This is a genomic window from Mesorhizobium sp. B2-4-1 (assembly GCF_006442185.1).
Lineage (GTDB): Bacteria > Pseudomonadota > Alphaproteobacteria > Rhizobiales > Rhizobiaceae > Mesorhizobium.
On the sequence record NZ_VFVN01000004.1, the window covers coordinates 464654 to 480000 of the forward strand.

At 62.8% G+C, this 15347-nt stretch carries 15 protein-coding genes; 2 read left to right on the forward strand and 13 right to left on the reverse strand.

Going from position 1 to position 15347, the window contains the following annotated elements:
• Positions 1-346: 346 nt before the first annotated feature.
• The gene (locus tag FJ949_RS13945) at positions 347-679 is read right to left on the reverse strand and encodes a hypothetical protein (RefSeq protein ID WP_140496294.1); all 333 of its coding nucleotides are present in this window, start codon (positions 677-679) and stop codon (positions 347-349) included.
• A 193-nt stretch (positions 680-872) separates the two neighbouring features.
• On the opposite strand from FJ949_RS13945, the gene FJ949_RS13950 reads away from it, so the two are divergent.
• Positions 873-1160, forward strand: coding sequence for a hypothetical protein (locus FJ949_RS13950; RefSeq protein ID WP_140496295.1), 288 nt, complete (start codon positions 873-875; stop codon positions 1158-1160).
• A 227-nt stretch (positions 1161-1387) separates the two neighbouring features.
• The gene (locus FJ949_RS13955; RefSeq protein ID WP_140496296.1) at positions 1388-2623 is read left to right on the forward strand and encodes an MFS transporter; all 1236 of its coding nucleotides are present in this window, start codon (positions 1388-1390) and stop codon (positions 2621-2623) included.
• Here FJ949_RS13955 and FJ949_RS13960 read toward each other — a convergent pair.
• The 12 genes from FJ949_RS13960 to FJ949_RS14015 form a co-directional block, all read right to left on the reverse strand.
• On the reverse strand, positions 2610-3455 hold the full coding sequence (locus FJ949_RS13960; protein ID WP_140496297.1) for an EamA family transporter: 846 nt from the start codon (positions 3453-3455) through the stop codon (positions 2610-2612). The two genes, FJ949_RS13955 and FJ949_RS13960, sit on opposite strands and share 14 nt — an antisense overlap.
• A 7-nt stretch (positions 3456-3462) precedes the next feature.
• Entirely contained in the window at positions 3463-4371 is a 909-nt protein-coding gene (locus FJ949_RS13965; protein ID WP_140496298.1) for an endonuclease/exonuclease/phosphatase family protein, read from the reverse strand.
• A gap of 108 nt (positions 4372-4479) precedes the next feature.
• Entirely contained in the window at positions 4480-6030 is a 1551-nt protein-coding gene (locus tag FJ949_RS13970) for a sodium:proton antiporter (protein WP_140496299.1), read from the reverse strand.
• Between the two features lie 128 nt (positions 6031-6158).
• Positions 6159-7223 (reverse strand): ABC transporter ATP-binding protein, encoded by a 1065-nt coding sequence (locus FJ949_RS13975; RefSeq protein WP_140496300.1) that lies wholly within the window; start codon positions 7221-7223, stop codon positions 6159-6161.
• Between the two features lie 16 nt (positions 7224-7239).
• Positions 7240-8031: an ABC transporter permease gene (locus tag FJ949_RS13980; protein WP_140496301.1), complete on the reverse strand. Its 792-nt coding sequence runs from the start codon at positions 8029-8031 to the stop codon at positions 7240-7242.
• Complete coding sequence (locus FJ949_RS13985; protein WP_140496302.1) at positions 8028-8942, reverse strand: ABC transporter permease subunit; 915 nt, start codon at positions 8940-8942, stop codon at positions 8028-8030. The genes FJ949_RS13980 and FJ949_RS13985 overlap by 4 nt, the downstream gene beginning before the upstream one ends.
• 64 nt (positions 8943-9006) lie before the next feature.
• On the reverse strand, positions 9007-10113 hold the full coding sequence (locus FJ949_RS13990; RefSeq protein ID WP_140496303.1) for an ABC transporter substrate-binding protein: 1107 nt from the start codon (positions 10111-10113) through the stop codon (positions 9007-9009).
• A gap of 240 nt (positions 10114-10353) precedes the next feature.
• Entirely contained in the window at positions 10354-11526 is a 1173-nt protein-coding gene (locus FJ949_RS13995) for an iron-containing alcohol dehydrogenase (RefSeq protein WP_140496304.1), read from the reverse strand.
• Between the two features lie 17 nt (positions 11527-11543).
• A complete protein-coding gene (locus FJ949_RS14000) occupies positions 11544-12929 on the reverse strand; it encodes an aldehyde dehydrogenase family protein (protein WP_140496305.1) in 1386 nt (461 codons plus the stop codon).
• 30 nt (positions 12930-12959) lie between these two features.
• Positions 12960-13364: a type II toxin-antitoxin system VapC family toxin gene (locus FJ949_RS14005; RefSeq protein WP_224646438.1), complete on the reverse strand. Its 405-nt coding sequence runs from the start codon at positions 13362-13364 to the stop codon at positions 12960-12962.
• 8 nt (positions 13365-13372) lie between these two features.
• A complete protein-coding gene (locus FJ949_RS14010) occupies positions 13373-13825 on the reverse strand; it encodes a hypothetical protein (protein WP_140496307.1) in 453 nt (150 codons plus the stop codon).
• 61 nt (positions 13826-13886) lie between these two features.
• Positions 13887-15257: a glutamine synthetase family protein gene (locus FJ949_RS14015; RefSeq protein ID WP_140496308.1), complete on the reverse strand. Its 1371-nt coding sequence runs from the start codon at positions 15255-15257 to the stop codon at positions 13887-13889.
• Between the last annotated feature and the right edge of the window lie 90 nt (positions 15258-15347).

Below are 15347 nucleotides of genomic sequence, written 5' to 3' on the forward strand. Positions count from 1 at the left end.
AGCGGGAGGAACGGATGGGCAGCGATTTCGAGGCCGCACGACGACACCTGAAGCGCGCGCGTCAGTGCCTTCATGGCGATGATCACGTGAGCAGAGAAACGGTTGAGAGAATCGATGAAATGATCATAGCCCTGGCCGCGGAGGAGTGCTCTTCGTTTGGCTCCCTCTTCCCCTTCGGCCATCGAACGACGCGGAACTCTGAGGCCGCCTCGTCCAAGGCATAGCTCTACCTGCCGAAGGCAAACACTCGCGGTCCGTCGAGGCCCCGCTGGCTCCGGCCGGCCGGCTCTTCTGTAGACTTGATGAAAAGGCCGGAGCCAACAACCGCTCCGGCCCTATTCCGTCGTCAGTCATTGCAGCTGTCGTCGGCCTTTGCCGCCGCGGTCTTGCCGCCATGCTGCTGCGCCTCGATATCCTGCTGCGATGTTGCGAGATTCTTGTCACCGCCGCCTTCCGCCCCTGCCAACGGCATTGTGCTGCCATCCTTGGCGGCCGGTTTGCCGGCACTATCCTTGGCCTTCGGAGTTTCCAAGGGCGCGTGGGTACCATCTTTCGAAATACCGGCTGTCTGTTGGGTGTCGGCGCCCGTGTTGGCAGCCGACTTGTCCGGACATGCCGCGATTGCAGAGCCCGCAGAAAACGACACCGCAAGCGCGATTACTAAAGCCATTTTCATCATGCTCGTCCTTCTGTTTGAGTGCCCTGCGGGTGAAACTAACGGCGCTTTTCTTTGTTCCGGGCCGGGCCGTATGTCGTCATCGACGCACCACAACCGGCACGTTGATGCCACGGCGACGGCGCCAGATACTCCACGGAAGCGTTCGCCGACTCCCTTGTTATGCGGCCGAAGGGATACTCACCAGGAGTGAATGATGAAACGACTTCTTCTCGCTTCCGTCGTAATGATTCTTTCCGGCGGCCTTGCCCTGGCGCAATCGACCAATACGACGTCGAGCGGCTCCTCCTCCACGACGACAACGATGCCGACGGATCAGAACACGGACTCGACCACGACCAAGTCGACCAACTCCAACTCCGCCAAGGATTGCGCACCGGGCCAACAGACAGGCAGCGCCAAGGAGTCAGCTCCCGGTCAGCAGGATACCAGCGCCAAGTCCGCGGCCCCTGGCCAGATGGAAATGACGACGGAAGGTTGCTGACCGCATTGCCGCTGATGTCTCGACTCGCAACCTTGGCCTCCAGGTGCCTCGCGTCAGTTGGAACCACCTGCTGGGCTGATAGCCCGTCGGCTTCGGCCGGCGGGCGTCCAATGAATGCGGCTGTGGACTCGGTGACCCCCTACGCAAACGTGACCAAGTTCTCTGAAAAGTGACTGACGATTGTTCGCCTCGACGCGATAACGTTCCTCGACATCAGGAGGAACGCCTTGAAGCTCAATTCGCAGCAGAAGAAAACCGTCCTTGCCTCATTCCTGGGCTGGACGCTCGACGCTTTCGATTTCTTCCTTCTGACATTCCTGCTCACCGACATTGCGTCTGAATTCCAGACCGACCTCCCGGCGGTGTCAAAGGCGCTTTTCCTGACCCTTGCGACGCGCTTCATTGGCGCGTTCTTCTTCGGCACGTTGGCAGACAAATTCGGGCGCAAGCCCATCCTGATGCTCAACATCGTCAGTTATTCCGTGATCGGCGCTTTGGCCGCCTTCTCGCCCAATCTCGGCATATTCCTGGCGCTGCGCGCACTGTTCGGCATCGCCATGGGCGGCGAATGGGGACTTGGCTCCTCGCTTGCCATGGAATCCATCCCGCCCAGCGCCCGCGGCATGGTCTCGGGCATCCTGCAATGCGGCTATCCGGCCGGCTACCTCCTGGCGGCGGTCGTCTATGGCCTGCTCTATCACCAGACGATCGGCGGCTACACGATCGGCTGGCGCGCCATGTTCCTGCTCAGTTTCATCCCGGCCCTGATCGTCCTTTTCATCCGCTCGCATGTTCCGGAATCGCCGGCCTTCGTCGAGGCGCGGAAGACCGCGAGGCCCGGCATGCTGGAGACACTGCAAAAGCACTGGGGCGTCGCCCTCTATGCGGTCGTGCTGATGATGTTCTTCAACTTCTTCAGCCACGGCACGCAGGATCTCTACCCGACATTCCTGAAGAAGCAGCATGGTTTCGACCCGCACACGGTGAGCTGGATCACCATCGTCGCCAACATCGGCGCCATCGTCGGCGGTCTGGCGTTCGGGGCGCTGTCCGAGAAGATCGGCCGCGTCAATGCGATCACGCTCGCCTGCCTGATTGCCTTGCCGTCCATCCCGCTATGGGCCTACAGCTCGACGCCCTTCATGCTGGCCATCGGCGCCTTCGTCATGCAGGTCGCGGTCCAGGGCGCCTGGGGCGTCATTCCGGTGCACCTCAACGAGCTCTCGCCCGGCGCGGTGCGCGCGACCCTGCCCGGCTTCATCTACCAGGCCGGCAATCTCGCGGCCTCCTATGGCGGTCCCTATCAGGCGGGCATAGCCGAGGCTCCCGGAGGCAGCTATGGCTACGCGTTGGCGCTGTTCGCCGGCGTGGTCGCCGTCTGCATCATCATCGTCATCCGCTTCAGTCCGGAACGGCGCGGCCAGGTGATGACCGTGCTGGACCACGACGTCAGCCGAGTCTGAGCGCCACGACGCCGGCGACTATGCTGAGCGCGGCGGCGCCGCGCCAGCCCGTCATCTTCTCGCCGAGCGCGAACACCGAGATCACCATGGCGAACAGGATGGAGGTCTCGCGCAGCGATGCCACCGAGGCGATCGGCGCCTTGGTCATAGCCCACATGACGATCCAGTAGGCAGCGCCGCTGAGCACGCCGGTGAACAGCCCCGCTTTCCAGTCGCGCGCCAGCACCGGCAAGGCCCGCGGGCCACGGAAGATCAGGCACAGCACCAGCGCTCCAAGCGCATCGCACACGAACAGCCAGGCGGCATAGCTCTGCGCCGTGGCCGCCAGCCGCGCCCCGCTGCCGTCGGACAGTGTGTAGCTGGCGATGAAGATCGAGGTCCCCAGCGCAAAGCCGACCGCGCGCAGGTTCAATCGTTCCAGATGCGCGCCGCCGCGAAACGACATCACCAGCGTGCCGGCCGACAGCAAAAGGATACCCAGAATGGCGAGCGGCGCCGGCACTTCGGCGACCACGAACATACCGCCAAGCGCCGCCAGCAAGGGCGCGGTGCCGCGCGCCAGAGGATAGGTCTGGGCGAAGTCGCCAGCCTGGTAAGCGCCGATCAGGAAGGTCCGGTAGCCCATGTGGAAGACGACGGAGGCAATGATATAGAGCCAGACCTCTGCCCTCGGCACCTCGACGAAGGGAAGTGCGAAAAGCGCGGCAAATCCCATGCCAAGCGTCATCAGGGTGATCGACAGGAAGCGGTCGAGATGGACCTTGACCAGCGCATTCCAGATCGCGTGCATGGCGGCTGCGGCAAGCACCGCGAAGAAGACGAAAAGCGTCATTTGGGGCTCATCCGCCTCCGGGGCCGGCGGGCGTTTCGAGATCGATGTCGATCCTGACCGGAAAATGATCGGAAGCCACTTCGCCAATGTCCGAGCTGACCGAGCGCACACGACCGGCAAACAGGCCGCCGACGAAGCAATGATCGAGCCGGCGCTTTGCCAGCCTGCCGTCGATGATCTTCTCATGCGTGTGGAAGTCATCCGCCGGTTCAATCGCCACGGCAGCGGCATCGACGAACCCATCCAGATAGGCGGCACCGCGATGATAGGGCGTGCCGCCGACGATGCGGCGGTATTCGGCGCTGCCCGGCTCCATGTTGAAATCGCCCATCCAGATCGCCGCCAGCGGGTTCTCCGGCTCTGGCTCGCCATTGCTCCAATTGCGCGCCGGCTCGTCGTCGGCGCCGCTCCACGGCCCGCCATCGGAGGGCGCCCGGCGATGCTCGGCAAGCAGATAGTCGATCTGCTCGAGCCGTTCTTCAGCCGCGACATGGGCGAGATGCAATGAAAGCACCCGCACCGGACCCGCCGGCGTGCGGATCATGCATTCGAGCGCCGCGTTGCGGGTGTTGAGCGGCCGCAGTGTGCGGCGCATCGGCAGCGCATGCAGCCGCGACCAGACGATCGGCAGCTTCGACAGCACCATGGTGCCGAACTGCCGGCGCCGGTTGACGATGCGGCCGTCGCGCTGTTCGCTGGCGTCCATGTCGAAGGCCGGGCCGTAGACCCAGTGATAGTCCGGCAGCAGCCGCGAAAGCAGCTCTGGCTGGTCGTCGAAATTGCTGCGCTGCCAGTGCCGCTCGACCTCCTGCAAGGCGATGACATCGGCGCCGGCAACAATGCGCGCGGCGCGCGCCGGATCGTAGAGGCCGTCGCTGCCGAACCCGTATTGGATATTGTAGCTGACCAGCTTCATTGCTCATCCGGCTCAGTTTGGTGACGGCAGTACCGTTTCGACGGCGACCTTGCAATGGACCGCCGCGGCGGCCCGGCTGGGCCACGACGCAAAAGCCCCTCGCCTCGCCTAGGTCGTCAGCGGCTGGAACCGTCCCGCCGGGGAAGCCGCCAGCTCCGACCAGTCGATTTCTTCCTCCAGCCGGTGATAGGCCTCGTCACCGATCGTCCCGTTGCGGCGAAGTTCTTCCAGCGCGTCGCGCTGGCGCTTGATGGCATAGAGCCGCAGCCGGTCGTACTCGGTTGCTGCCTGGGCGTCGTCGGGGTTCTTGGCGACCTTGCGCTGTGCGGCATACTGCTCGCGCACCGCCGCCGCCGCGGTCGAGGTCTTGCCGCTCAATATGTCGAGGGCCGCCTGCATGATGGCGACACGGGCCTGCGCGACCTCGCGGTCTATGGTCTCGTCCGGTTCGAGACGAAGCAGGCGCAGCAACGGCTTCAGGCTCATGCCTTGCAGGACAAGCGTGCCCAGCACCACGCAAAAGGCGGTGAGCACGATCGGATCGCGGCCGGGGAAGTTCGCCGGCAATGCGAAGGCAGCCGCCAGCGTCACCAGGCCGCGCATGCCGCACCAGCCGATCAGCACCCCGCCGCGAAACGACGGCACCTCTTGCCGCTGCTCCGCATTGCCGAAGCGGGCAAGCCCTCGGATCACGGCGCCGCAGCCCAGCACCCAGGCAAGGCGGGAAACGATGACGACGGCCAGGATCGTCCCTGCAAACAGGAACGCCTCGGACTGTCCCTGCTCGGCCAGGCGACCGACGATCAGCCGCGCCTGCAGGCCCATCAGCACGAAAGCCAGCACGTTGAGCACGAACACCGCCGTCTCCCAGACGGAATAGGAGCTGACGCGCTTTCTGGCCGACATGCGCCGCGGTGCGGTGCGCGCGATAGTCATGGCATAGACGACGATGGTGATGATGGCCGAGAGCCCCAGCCTGTCAGCCAGGATCCAGACGCCGAACGTCCCGGCGAACTGCACGACGGTGCCGCTCGCCGCATCTTCGATGCGTCCAAGCATCGCCTGGGACAGGCGGCCGAGCAGATAGCCCGCGGCCAGGCTGCCGATGGTCGACAGCAGGACCATCGGAACGGCACTGCCCAAAAGAACGGGACCGGCGGCGGCAGTGATCGCGATGCGATAGATCAAAAGCGCGGTGGCGTCATTGAGCAGGCTTTCGCCCTGAAGGATGGCCGTGATGCGGTGCGGCACTTTGAACTGCCCGAGCACGGCGCTCGCGGCAACCGCGTCCGGCGGCGCCACGATGGCGCCGAGGGCTATGGCGGCGGCGATCGGCAGGCCGGCCATTTTCCAGCCGACCAGGGCCACGACGGCGGTCGTGAAAACGACCGCGCCAAGCGCCAACAGCACAAGCGGCAGCCTGTAGCGGTTAAGATCGCGCAGCGATGTGTCGTAGGCCGCGTCGAGCAGCACCGGCGCAATGAACAGCGCAAGCGCCAGTTCCGGATCGATCTCGATCGTCGGCGCGCCGGGCAGGAAGCCAAGGCCGGCACCCGCCAGCGCCAGCAAGGCGGGGTAAGGAACCTGCAGGCGCCGCGACAGCGCCGTCAGCGCAACGGCGATCAGCAGGAGGACAAGGGTGAGCTCAAATAGCGCCATGGCTCATCGTAGCGGCGAAGCAGAGCTCTTGGCAGTGGCAAAGCGGCAAGATGCTGTTGATTGTCCAGCAGGGGAGGATCGTCCGGCAACTGGACCGGTGACCGGATCGGCAGGGCGCTCCGGCCGCGTCAGTGCAGCACCAGCAGGTCGCCCGACGAGAAGGAAATCTCCGCCTTCTCGCCGACGGCCGGCGGTGGCGTCGTCGAACTGTTGAACGTGTCGAGCGAGACGGTGTTGCCGCCGATGCCGACCCGGACCCGGATCACCGAGCCGAGAAAGTGCACTTCGGAAATCTCGCCGGACAGGCTTGAATCGCGACCGGGCTGGCGGCCGAGCGAAATGGCTTCCGGCCGCAGCGCCAATGACAGCGTATCGCCGGACTTCGAGCCGTTGAGCCTGCCCTTGAGCGAGACTTCCTCGGTGTTGACACGAACCTTGCCCGACGCCGCGTCGGTGACGGTGCCTTCCAGCACGTTCAGCGTGCCGACGAAATTGGCGACGAACTTGGTTGCCGGCCGGTTGTAGATCTCGAACGGCGTGCCGACCTGCTCGGCCTTGCCGCCATACATCACCGCGATGCGGTCGGAGATCGACAGCGCCTCTTCCTGGTCATGGGTGACGAAGATGGTGGTGATGCCGAGCTTCTTCTGGATCGAGCGGATTTCCTCGCGCAGCGAGACGCGCACCTTGGCATCAAGCGCCGACAGCGGCTCGTCGAGCAGCAAGAGCTTCGGCTTCGGTGCGATGGCGCGGGCCAGCGCGATGCGCTGCTGCTGGCCGCCCGAGAGCTGATAAGGATAGCGGTCGGCCATCTGCGGCAGCTTGATGATGCCCAGCATTTCGGCGACACGGGCATCGATATCCGCCCTGGACATGCCGGCGACTTTCAGTCCGAAGCCGATGTTCTGCGCCACGGTCAGATTCGGGAACAGGGCATAGGCCTGGAACACCATGCCGACATTGCGCTGGTTCGGCTTCAACCTGGTGATGTCCTTGCTGCCGACGACGATCTTGCCGGCCGACGGCTCCTCGAAGCCGGCGACCATGCGCAGCACCGTCGTCTTGCCGCAGCCTGACGGGCCGAGGAATGAGACGAACTCGCCCGGTTCGACGTCGAGATTGAAATCCTCGACAACGGTGGTGGCGCCGAAGGATTTTCGCACATGCTGGATGGAGAGGAATGGCTCGGCCATGGCTTTTTCTTTCGGGTCAGTTCGGACGATTAGCCGATTTCGGCGCGAAGCGCGACAGGATCTGGATCAGCGACATGCAGCCCCAGGTGATGACGAAGGCGATGATGGCAAGGGCCGCCGGCTCATAGGCGCGGTTGGCCCCGACATTCTGCAGATACGGGCCGAAAGCCGGCCGGTTCAGCAAGCTCGCCATCGTAAACTCGCCGATGACGATGGCGAATGTCAGGAAGGCGCCGGACAACACCGCAATCAGCACATTGGGAAGGATGACGCGGGTGATGATCGTGCCCCAGCCGGCCCCGAGGATCTGGGCCGCTTCCGTCAACGTCCGCACGTCGATGGTTCTGAGCCCCGTATCGACGGCACGATACATATAGGGCAGCGCCAAGGTCGCATAGCCGATGACCAGCAAGGCATTGGTTCCCATATCGGACCCGAGGAACGGCAAGGGTGAATTCGAGCCGTACATCCTGATATAGCCGAAGACGATGACGATGGCCGGAATGACCAACGGCAAAAGCGTGATGAACTCGACGATCGGCCTGAGCTGCGGCAGCCGCAATCGGATCCAGTAGGCTGCCGGCACCACGATCAGCACACCCAGAATGATGGTGAAGATGGCGGCGACCACCGAATACAGGAAGGTCGCCTGGAAACGCGCGTCGCCGAGCACGATCCGATAGGCGTCGAAGGAATAGGCGCCGCGCCGCATGCGCATCGAAAATTCCACCGTCGCGATCAGCGGGATGAAGAAATAGGCCGCGCCGAGGATGAAGACCACCCAGGCCCAGAATTTGCCCGACTTCATTTCAGCCACCTCTCGGAACGGGTCCGGAACCAAATGTAGAAGACATTGGCCAGGCCGGTGATGACGATCATGCCGAAGGCGATCGCGTAGCCGAGATGGGCATTGTGCAGCACGTCGCCGCGGATTTGCGCGTAGAGCAGGATCGGCACGATGTTGAGCGACGAGCCGGTCAGCGCATAGGCGGTGGCGATCGCCCCGAAGGCGTTGGCGAAAAGCAGGATCACGGTGCCGAGAAAACTCGGCCAGATCACAGGGATGACCACGATGCGCCAATATTGCGCGGTGGTCGCGCCAAGCGTGGCGGCAGCTTCACCCCATTCCTTCTTCAAACCATCGATTGCCGGCGTGATGATGACCACCATCAGCGGTATCTGGAAATAGACATAGGTCAGCGTCAGGCCCCAGAAGGACAGGATGTTGAAGCCGTGGGCATAGATGTTGAGGCCGAACACGGTGTTCAGGATCACCGTGGCAAGACCGAGCCGGCCGAGCGTGGCGAGGAAGGCGAAGGCCAGCGGCACGCCGGCGAAATTGGAGGCAACGCCGGAAAAGGTCAGGGTCGCCGAGCGTATCCAGTCCGGCAGCCCGCCGCGCACGATGGCGATGGCGATGGCCAGGCCCGCGAAAGCACCGATCAGCGCCGAGGCCAGGCTAACCTTGATCGATATCCAGTAAGCGGCAACGATCGACGGCTGCGCCAGAGCGACGATGTTTTCGAGCGTGAATTCGCCGGCATCATTCTGGAACGCGCCCAGCATCAGATAGAGCGTGGGCAAAATCAGGAACATGATGGCGAAGATGAAGAACGGTGCGACGCCGAGCCATTGCGTCGGCAATCGCAATGCGCGTGCCTCCGCGGGCGGCGCGGTCTTGCCTGCGGCATCGTGATTGGAAAGCGAGAGATCGGTCATGCGCCGGCTACCGTCTTCGAGGGGGAACCGGGCGGCCGCGAAGCCGCCCGGTGGATTTCAACTGTTACTTGACGTTGGCACCGACAACGGAGTCCCAGTTCTTGGTGACGGCTTCCTTGGCCTTGCCCTGCTCGTCCAGCGTCGGGAACACCGCCGAAGCATAGGCTTCCGCCGGCGGCAGCTTGGCCAGCACGTCCGCCGGGATCTTGCCGTTCTTGGCGAGATCGTTGAAGCGGATCGGGTGGCAATAGCCCTTGAGCCAGCCGATCTGGCCTTCGTCTGAATAGAGGTATTCCATCCAGAGCTTGGCTGCGTTCGGATGCGGCGCATAGGCGCTGATCGCCTGCACGTAGACGCCGGCGACGACGCCGGTCTTCGGCACGACGACGTCGACCGGCGGGTTGCCCTTCAGCGTGTCGCGGCCGGCGAGCGCGTTGTAGTCCCAGTTGATCAGAATCGGGGTCTGACCCTGGGCGAGTGTCGCCGGCTTGCCGATGACCGGTACGAAGTTGCCGGCGGCATTGAGCTTCTTGAAGAAGTCGAGGCCGGCGGTGCCCGCGGCTTCGCCAGCCGCGGCTCCACTCGAAAGACCAGCGGCATAGACCGCCTGGATGGCCTGGTTCGAAGCGCGCGGATCACCGGCGAGAGCCACCGAATTGGCGAATTCCGGCTTCAGCAGATCGGCCCAGTCAACAGGCGATTCCTTGACCAGATCCTTGTTCACCATCATCGCCAGAACGCCGTAGTAATCACCGTACCAGGCGCCGTCGGCATCCTTGGCGCTGTCGGGGATCGAGTCCCAGGTCGACACCTTGTAGGGCATCAGCAGGCCGTCGGCCTTGGCGGTCGGGCCGAAGGACAGGCCGACGTCGATGACGTCGGGCGCCTGCGGGCCCTTATTGTCCTTGTTGGCCTTGATCGCCTCGACCTCGTCGCCCGAACCGGCGTCGGGATTGAGCTCGTTGATGGTGATTTCCGGATATTTCGCCTTGAACCCGGCGATGACGTCGCCGTAACCGCACCAGTCATGCGGCAGCGCGATGGTGGTAAGCTGGCCTTCCGCCTTCGCGGCCTTGACGAGATCGTCCAGCGGAGCCGCGGACGAAATCACCGTCGACGCAAACAGCGCCGCGGCCGAAAGGGAAAGCACTTTCCCCGTGAATTTGAACATGTGTTCTCTCCGTTGAACTGACGCCGTTGGACGCCTGCGATGCGGTATCGTTTTCGTGTGACAGCCAGATGAAAGCTTTATGAAACCCCACCGCTGGCAGCACGAAAGTTAACTCCTTTTAATCGACTGTAGCAATTAGCCACCACTTAATTTTCCGGCTAATTACTTTTGCCTTGCACTTCACCCCTTTCCCCTTGGTTGCCCCTGATTTTCCAGATCAACTTTACCCTGAAAGCGGTATCACACCGTCCCAGCGATTGCATTTTCGAGCAGCGTCAGCGCTGCTTTCTTGGTCAGCTTGACCGGGTTGCCGCCGGCTGTCGGATCGACCACCGCCATATCGGCGATCAAGGCCTTGCGCTTCTTGTCCATGTCGAGCCCCTTGATCAGGCCTGGCAGCGCATGCGGCACCTTCAATTCCTTGCGAAGCTTGATGACAGCCTTGGCGAAGCCGTCGAAGCCGCCTCTTATGCCGCAATAGGCGGCGAGCCGCGCGATGCGGTCCTCGATCGCCTCGCGATTGAAGGCGAGCACATAGGGCATGAAAACCGCATTGGTCATGCCGTGATGGGTGTCGTAGAGCGCCCCGATGGGATGCGACAGCGAATGGATCGCCCCCAGCCCCTTCTGGAAGGCTGCCGCGCCCATCGCCGCGGCGCTCATCATGTTGGCGCGGGCGACCAGATCCCTGCCGTTGGCATAGGCCTTTGGCAGGTTCTCGAAAACAAGCCTGATGCCTTCCACGGCGATGCCGTCGGCCATCGGATGGTAGCCCGGCGCGCAATAAGCCTCGAGGCAATGGGCCAGCGCGTCCATGCCGGTGCCGGCGGTGATGAAGCCCGGCATGCCGACCGACAGTTCCGGATCGGCAATGACGATCGCTGGCAGCAGCTTCGGATGGAAGATGACCTTCTTGGTGTGGGTCGCCTCATTGGTGATGACGCCGGCGCGGCCGACTTCGGAGCCGGTGCCGGCGGTGGTCGGCACCGCTATGATCGGCGCGATCGCGTCCGAGTTGGCGCGTGTCCACCAGTCGCCGATGTCCTCGAAATCCCAGACCGGCCGCGTCTGTCCCGCCTGGAAGGCGATCAGCTTGCCAAGGTCGAGCGCCGAGCCGCCGCCGAAGGCAATGACGCCGTCATGCTTGCCCTTCTTGAACACCGCGATGCCGGCGGTGAGATTGGAATCGACCGGATTCGGCTTCACTTCGGAGAAAACGCCGTAGGGCACTTTTGCGTCATCGAGGATTTTCAGCGTCGAAGCGACGACCGGCAGTTTCGCCAGCCCCGGATCGGTGACGAAGAGCGGCCGCTTGATGCCGGTGGCGGCGAGCACCTCGGGCAATTCCTTGATGCGCCCGGCGCCGAAGCGAACGGTGGTGGGGTAGTTCCATTTGGAGATCAGCTTGGACATGTTTGTCTTTCAAAAAATCAGATGGCTTCGCGCAGGTGGAAGGATTTCGGCCGGGTCAGGTTGTCGTAGCCGATGGCGGACAAGCCGGCCCCCTTGCCGGTGTCCTTGACGCCGGTCCAGACCAGCGCCGGGTCGAGGTAGTCGCAGCGGTTCATGAACACCGTGCCGGTCTCGACGCGGTCGCCGATCGCCACCGCATGCTCGGTGTCGCGCGTCCAGATCGAGGCGGTCAGGCCGTAGGGGCTGTCGTTCATCAGCGCGATCGCCTCCTCGTCGTTGCGCACCTTCATGATGCCGACGATCGGGCCAAAACTTTCCTCGCGCATGACGCTCATCTGATGGTCGACGCCGGTCAGCACCTCCGGCGCGAGATAGGGCGAGCCGGCCTTGTCTTGAGCCACCTTCATGTTGATATGCGCCTTGGCGCCCTTGCGCAGCGCCTCGGCCTTCTGCTCGCGGATCAAGTCGGCGAAACGGGCCTGCGCCATCGGCCCCATCGTCGTCGCCTGTTCGAGCGGGTTGCCGACGACATAGTGTTTCGTCTCGGCGATGAAGCCTGCGACGAATTCGTCATAGACCTTCTCATGCACATAGACGCGCTCGATGCCGCAGCAGCACTGGCCGGAATTGTAGAAGGCGCCATCGACCAGATTGGCGACTGCATGGTCAATCTTGGCGTCGGGCAGCACATAGGCAGGATCCTTGCCGCCAAGCTCCAACCCGAGCGTCATGAAGGTGCCGGCCGCTGCCTTTTCGATGGCGCGGCCGCCGGCGACCGAGCCGGTGAAATTGACGTGGTCGATCTTGCCCGAGCCAAGCAATTTTTCTGTCTGCGCGTGGTTCAGCACGATGTTCTGGAACACGCCCTTGGGCAGGCCGGCTTTGTCGAAAGCCTGTTGGAAACGCTCGCCGACAAGCAGCGTCTGCGCGGCGTGTTTGAGGATGACGGTGTTGCCGGCCATCAGCGCCGGCACGATCGTGTTGACCGCGGTGAGGTAAGGATAGTTCCACGGCGCGATCACCATGACCACGCCGAGCGGATCCTTCTTCACATAGCGGCGGAACCCGTCCTTCGGATTGGAAGCCGGGACCGATTTCAGCGCCGCCTCGGCGATTTCGACCATATGGCTGGTGCGTTCCTTGACGCCGCCGAACTCGCCGCCATAGCGCACCGGACGCCCCATCTGCCAGGCGATCTCCGGCACGATCTCGTCGGTCATGGCAACCAACGCCTCGAGCATCGCCAGCATGTACTTGCCGCGCTCGGCGATCGGAGTCTGCGCCCACTTCTCCTGCGCTGCCTTGGCGCGCTCGACAGCGGCATTGACCGCCTGGTCGGTGGCGATCGGACGCTCGGCATAGACCGAACCATCGATAGGGGATTTGAGTTTCACGATTTCCAAGAAGATATCTCCATATCGAAAGGCAAAGCGTCAGCAGGCAAGGGCGCGAACATGCCCCGCTCTCGCATAATCCAGTATCGACTGATCGCGCGTCACGAGCGTCAGATCGAACGCCCGTGCCGTCGCGATCAATATTCTATCTGCCGGATCGCCGTGAAGCGATCCGGGCAAGAAGGACGATTCAATCAACAAGCCCGGCGAAAGAGCCTCCACCTTGATGCCTGGCGTGGCGATCACTTCCCCAAAAATGCTTGTTGGCGACTTTGCTGCCGCCAACCGGCCCTTGGCGCTCAGCAGGCCCAGTTCCCAGGCCGAAATGGGGGAAACCCGGATCTTCTCGTCAACAGCCGCGGCGGTATTGATCGCAATCTTGGCTTCCGGCCTGATCGGCTCGTTCAGCGCTATCCATATGATCGCGCACGTGTCGAGCAGCAACCTATGCGTCACGGCTGCACATCAGGCTCAAAAGCCGGCCTAGTGTAATCATGCCCTGGGCAAAGCGTAACCTTGCCTGTCCATATGCCGAAGAGCGGATGGTCGATATTTTCCCGTGGAAGTTCGTAGCTAGCCTGCGCTGGCTCCGCCATTCCCGGAGGAGTCTTGTCCATGGTAGCCATGTTCGGCTTTCGATAGCCCTCGGGCCATCCCTCCAGTTTAAAATCCACGCGTTCGTTCGCAAGGTCGACATGGGACGCCCGATAGTTTGCGCGCAACCAGGCGCGTGCCTGGCTGTGCCCGTTCGGGCTGTTCGCCCACCATTCCTGCCGCTGTCGCGCCGACGGCGGCAAGCGGCCGCCTATTATTTGCTCAATCTCCGCGAAGCTCATGGACATATGGCCTTGGCCCGAGAACAGAAGATGCTCGAAAAGCGGATGGTATTTGGTTCCTTCGGTCATCGCATAAATCTAGTTCAATCCGCGTTTCCGATCAAGGTAAGGGTAGTAACTTACTATCTTTCTAGTATCGCTCGAACCCTCTGTGCAGTTCCCAATCCGTAATGCGGCGGTCGTATTCGAACTGCTCCCATTTGGCGGTGTGGACGTAGTGTTCGAGCACGTCCTCGCCGAGCGCCTGTTTCAGCATCTTGGACTTGGCCAGCGTGTCGGTGGCGTCGCGCAGCGTCTTCGGGATCTCCGGCAGGCGCGAGGCCTGATAGGCGTCGCCGACGAAGGGCTTTTGCAGCTCCAGCTTCTCGTCGATGCCGGCAAGGCCGGCGGCGATCAACGCCGCGAAGGCGAGATAGGGGTTCAAGTCGGCGCCGCCGATGCGGCATTCCATCCGGATGCCCTTGGTGCCTTCGCCGCACAGGCGGAAGCCGGCGGTGCGATTGTCTTCGCTCCACATGATCTTGGTCGGCGCGAACGTTCCGGCCTGGAAGCGCTTATAGGAATTGATGTAGGGCGCCAGGAACCAGGTGAACTCCTTGGCGTATTTGAGTTGGCCCGCCGCCCACTGCTGGCCGAGGCTCGACAGCGTCCAGTCGGCTTGTCTGTCGAAGAAAAGCGGCGTCTTGCCGTCGGCGCTCCACAGCGAATTGTGGATGTGGCTGGAATTGCCGGCGAGCCCGTAATTGTACTTGGCCATGAAGGAAATCGCCTTGCCTTCGGATTCGGCGATCTCCTTGGCGCCGTTCTTCAAGATGACGTGCCGATCGGCCATGTCGAGGGCCTCGGCATAGCGCACATTGATCTCTTCCTGCCCCGGCCCCCACTCGCCCTTCGAGTTCTCGATCGGGATGCCTGCCGCTTCCATCTCGTTGCGAAGCCGTCGCATGACGCCTTCTTCCTTGGTGGTGATGCCGATCTGATAGTCGCCGATATAGGGCGAGGCGGTGTCGAGGCCCTGCCAGTGCTTCTTGCGGGCGGAATCGTAGGTCTCGCTGAAGAGGTAGAATTCGAGTTCGGAGGCGAAATAGCCGATATAGCCCCGCTCCGTCAGCCGCTTGACCTGCTTCTTCAGGATGGCGCGCGGGGAATGCGGCAGGTCGTCATGGGTGTGGTGATCGAGCACGTCGCAGATCACGAGCGCTGTCTTTTCCAGCCACGGAATGCGCCGCAGCGTCGCGAGGTCGGGCTTCATGACGAAATCGCCATAGCCCTTCGACCAGCTTGCCGCCTTATAGCCGGGCACCGGCTCCATATCGATGTCGGCGGCCAGGAGATAGTTGCAGCCATGCGTCTCGTCATGCGCGGAATCCACGAAGTACTGGGCCAGGAACCGTTTTCCCGCCAGCCGTCCCTGCATATCGACGATGCAGGCCAGCACCGTGTCGATCTCCCCGCCGGAAACCGCTTTCTTCAACTGATCGAACGAGAAATTTCCGGCCATTCCTTTGGCGCTCCAGTGCTTGTCATTTTGGGCTTGTCGATTTCGAAGGGTCGAAGCCATGGCCGGCGATGCGCCGGCCATGGCTGTGAG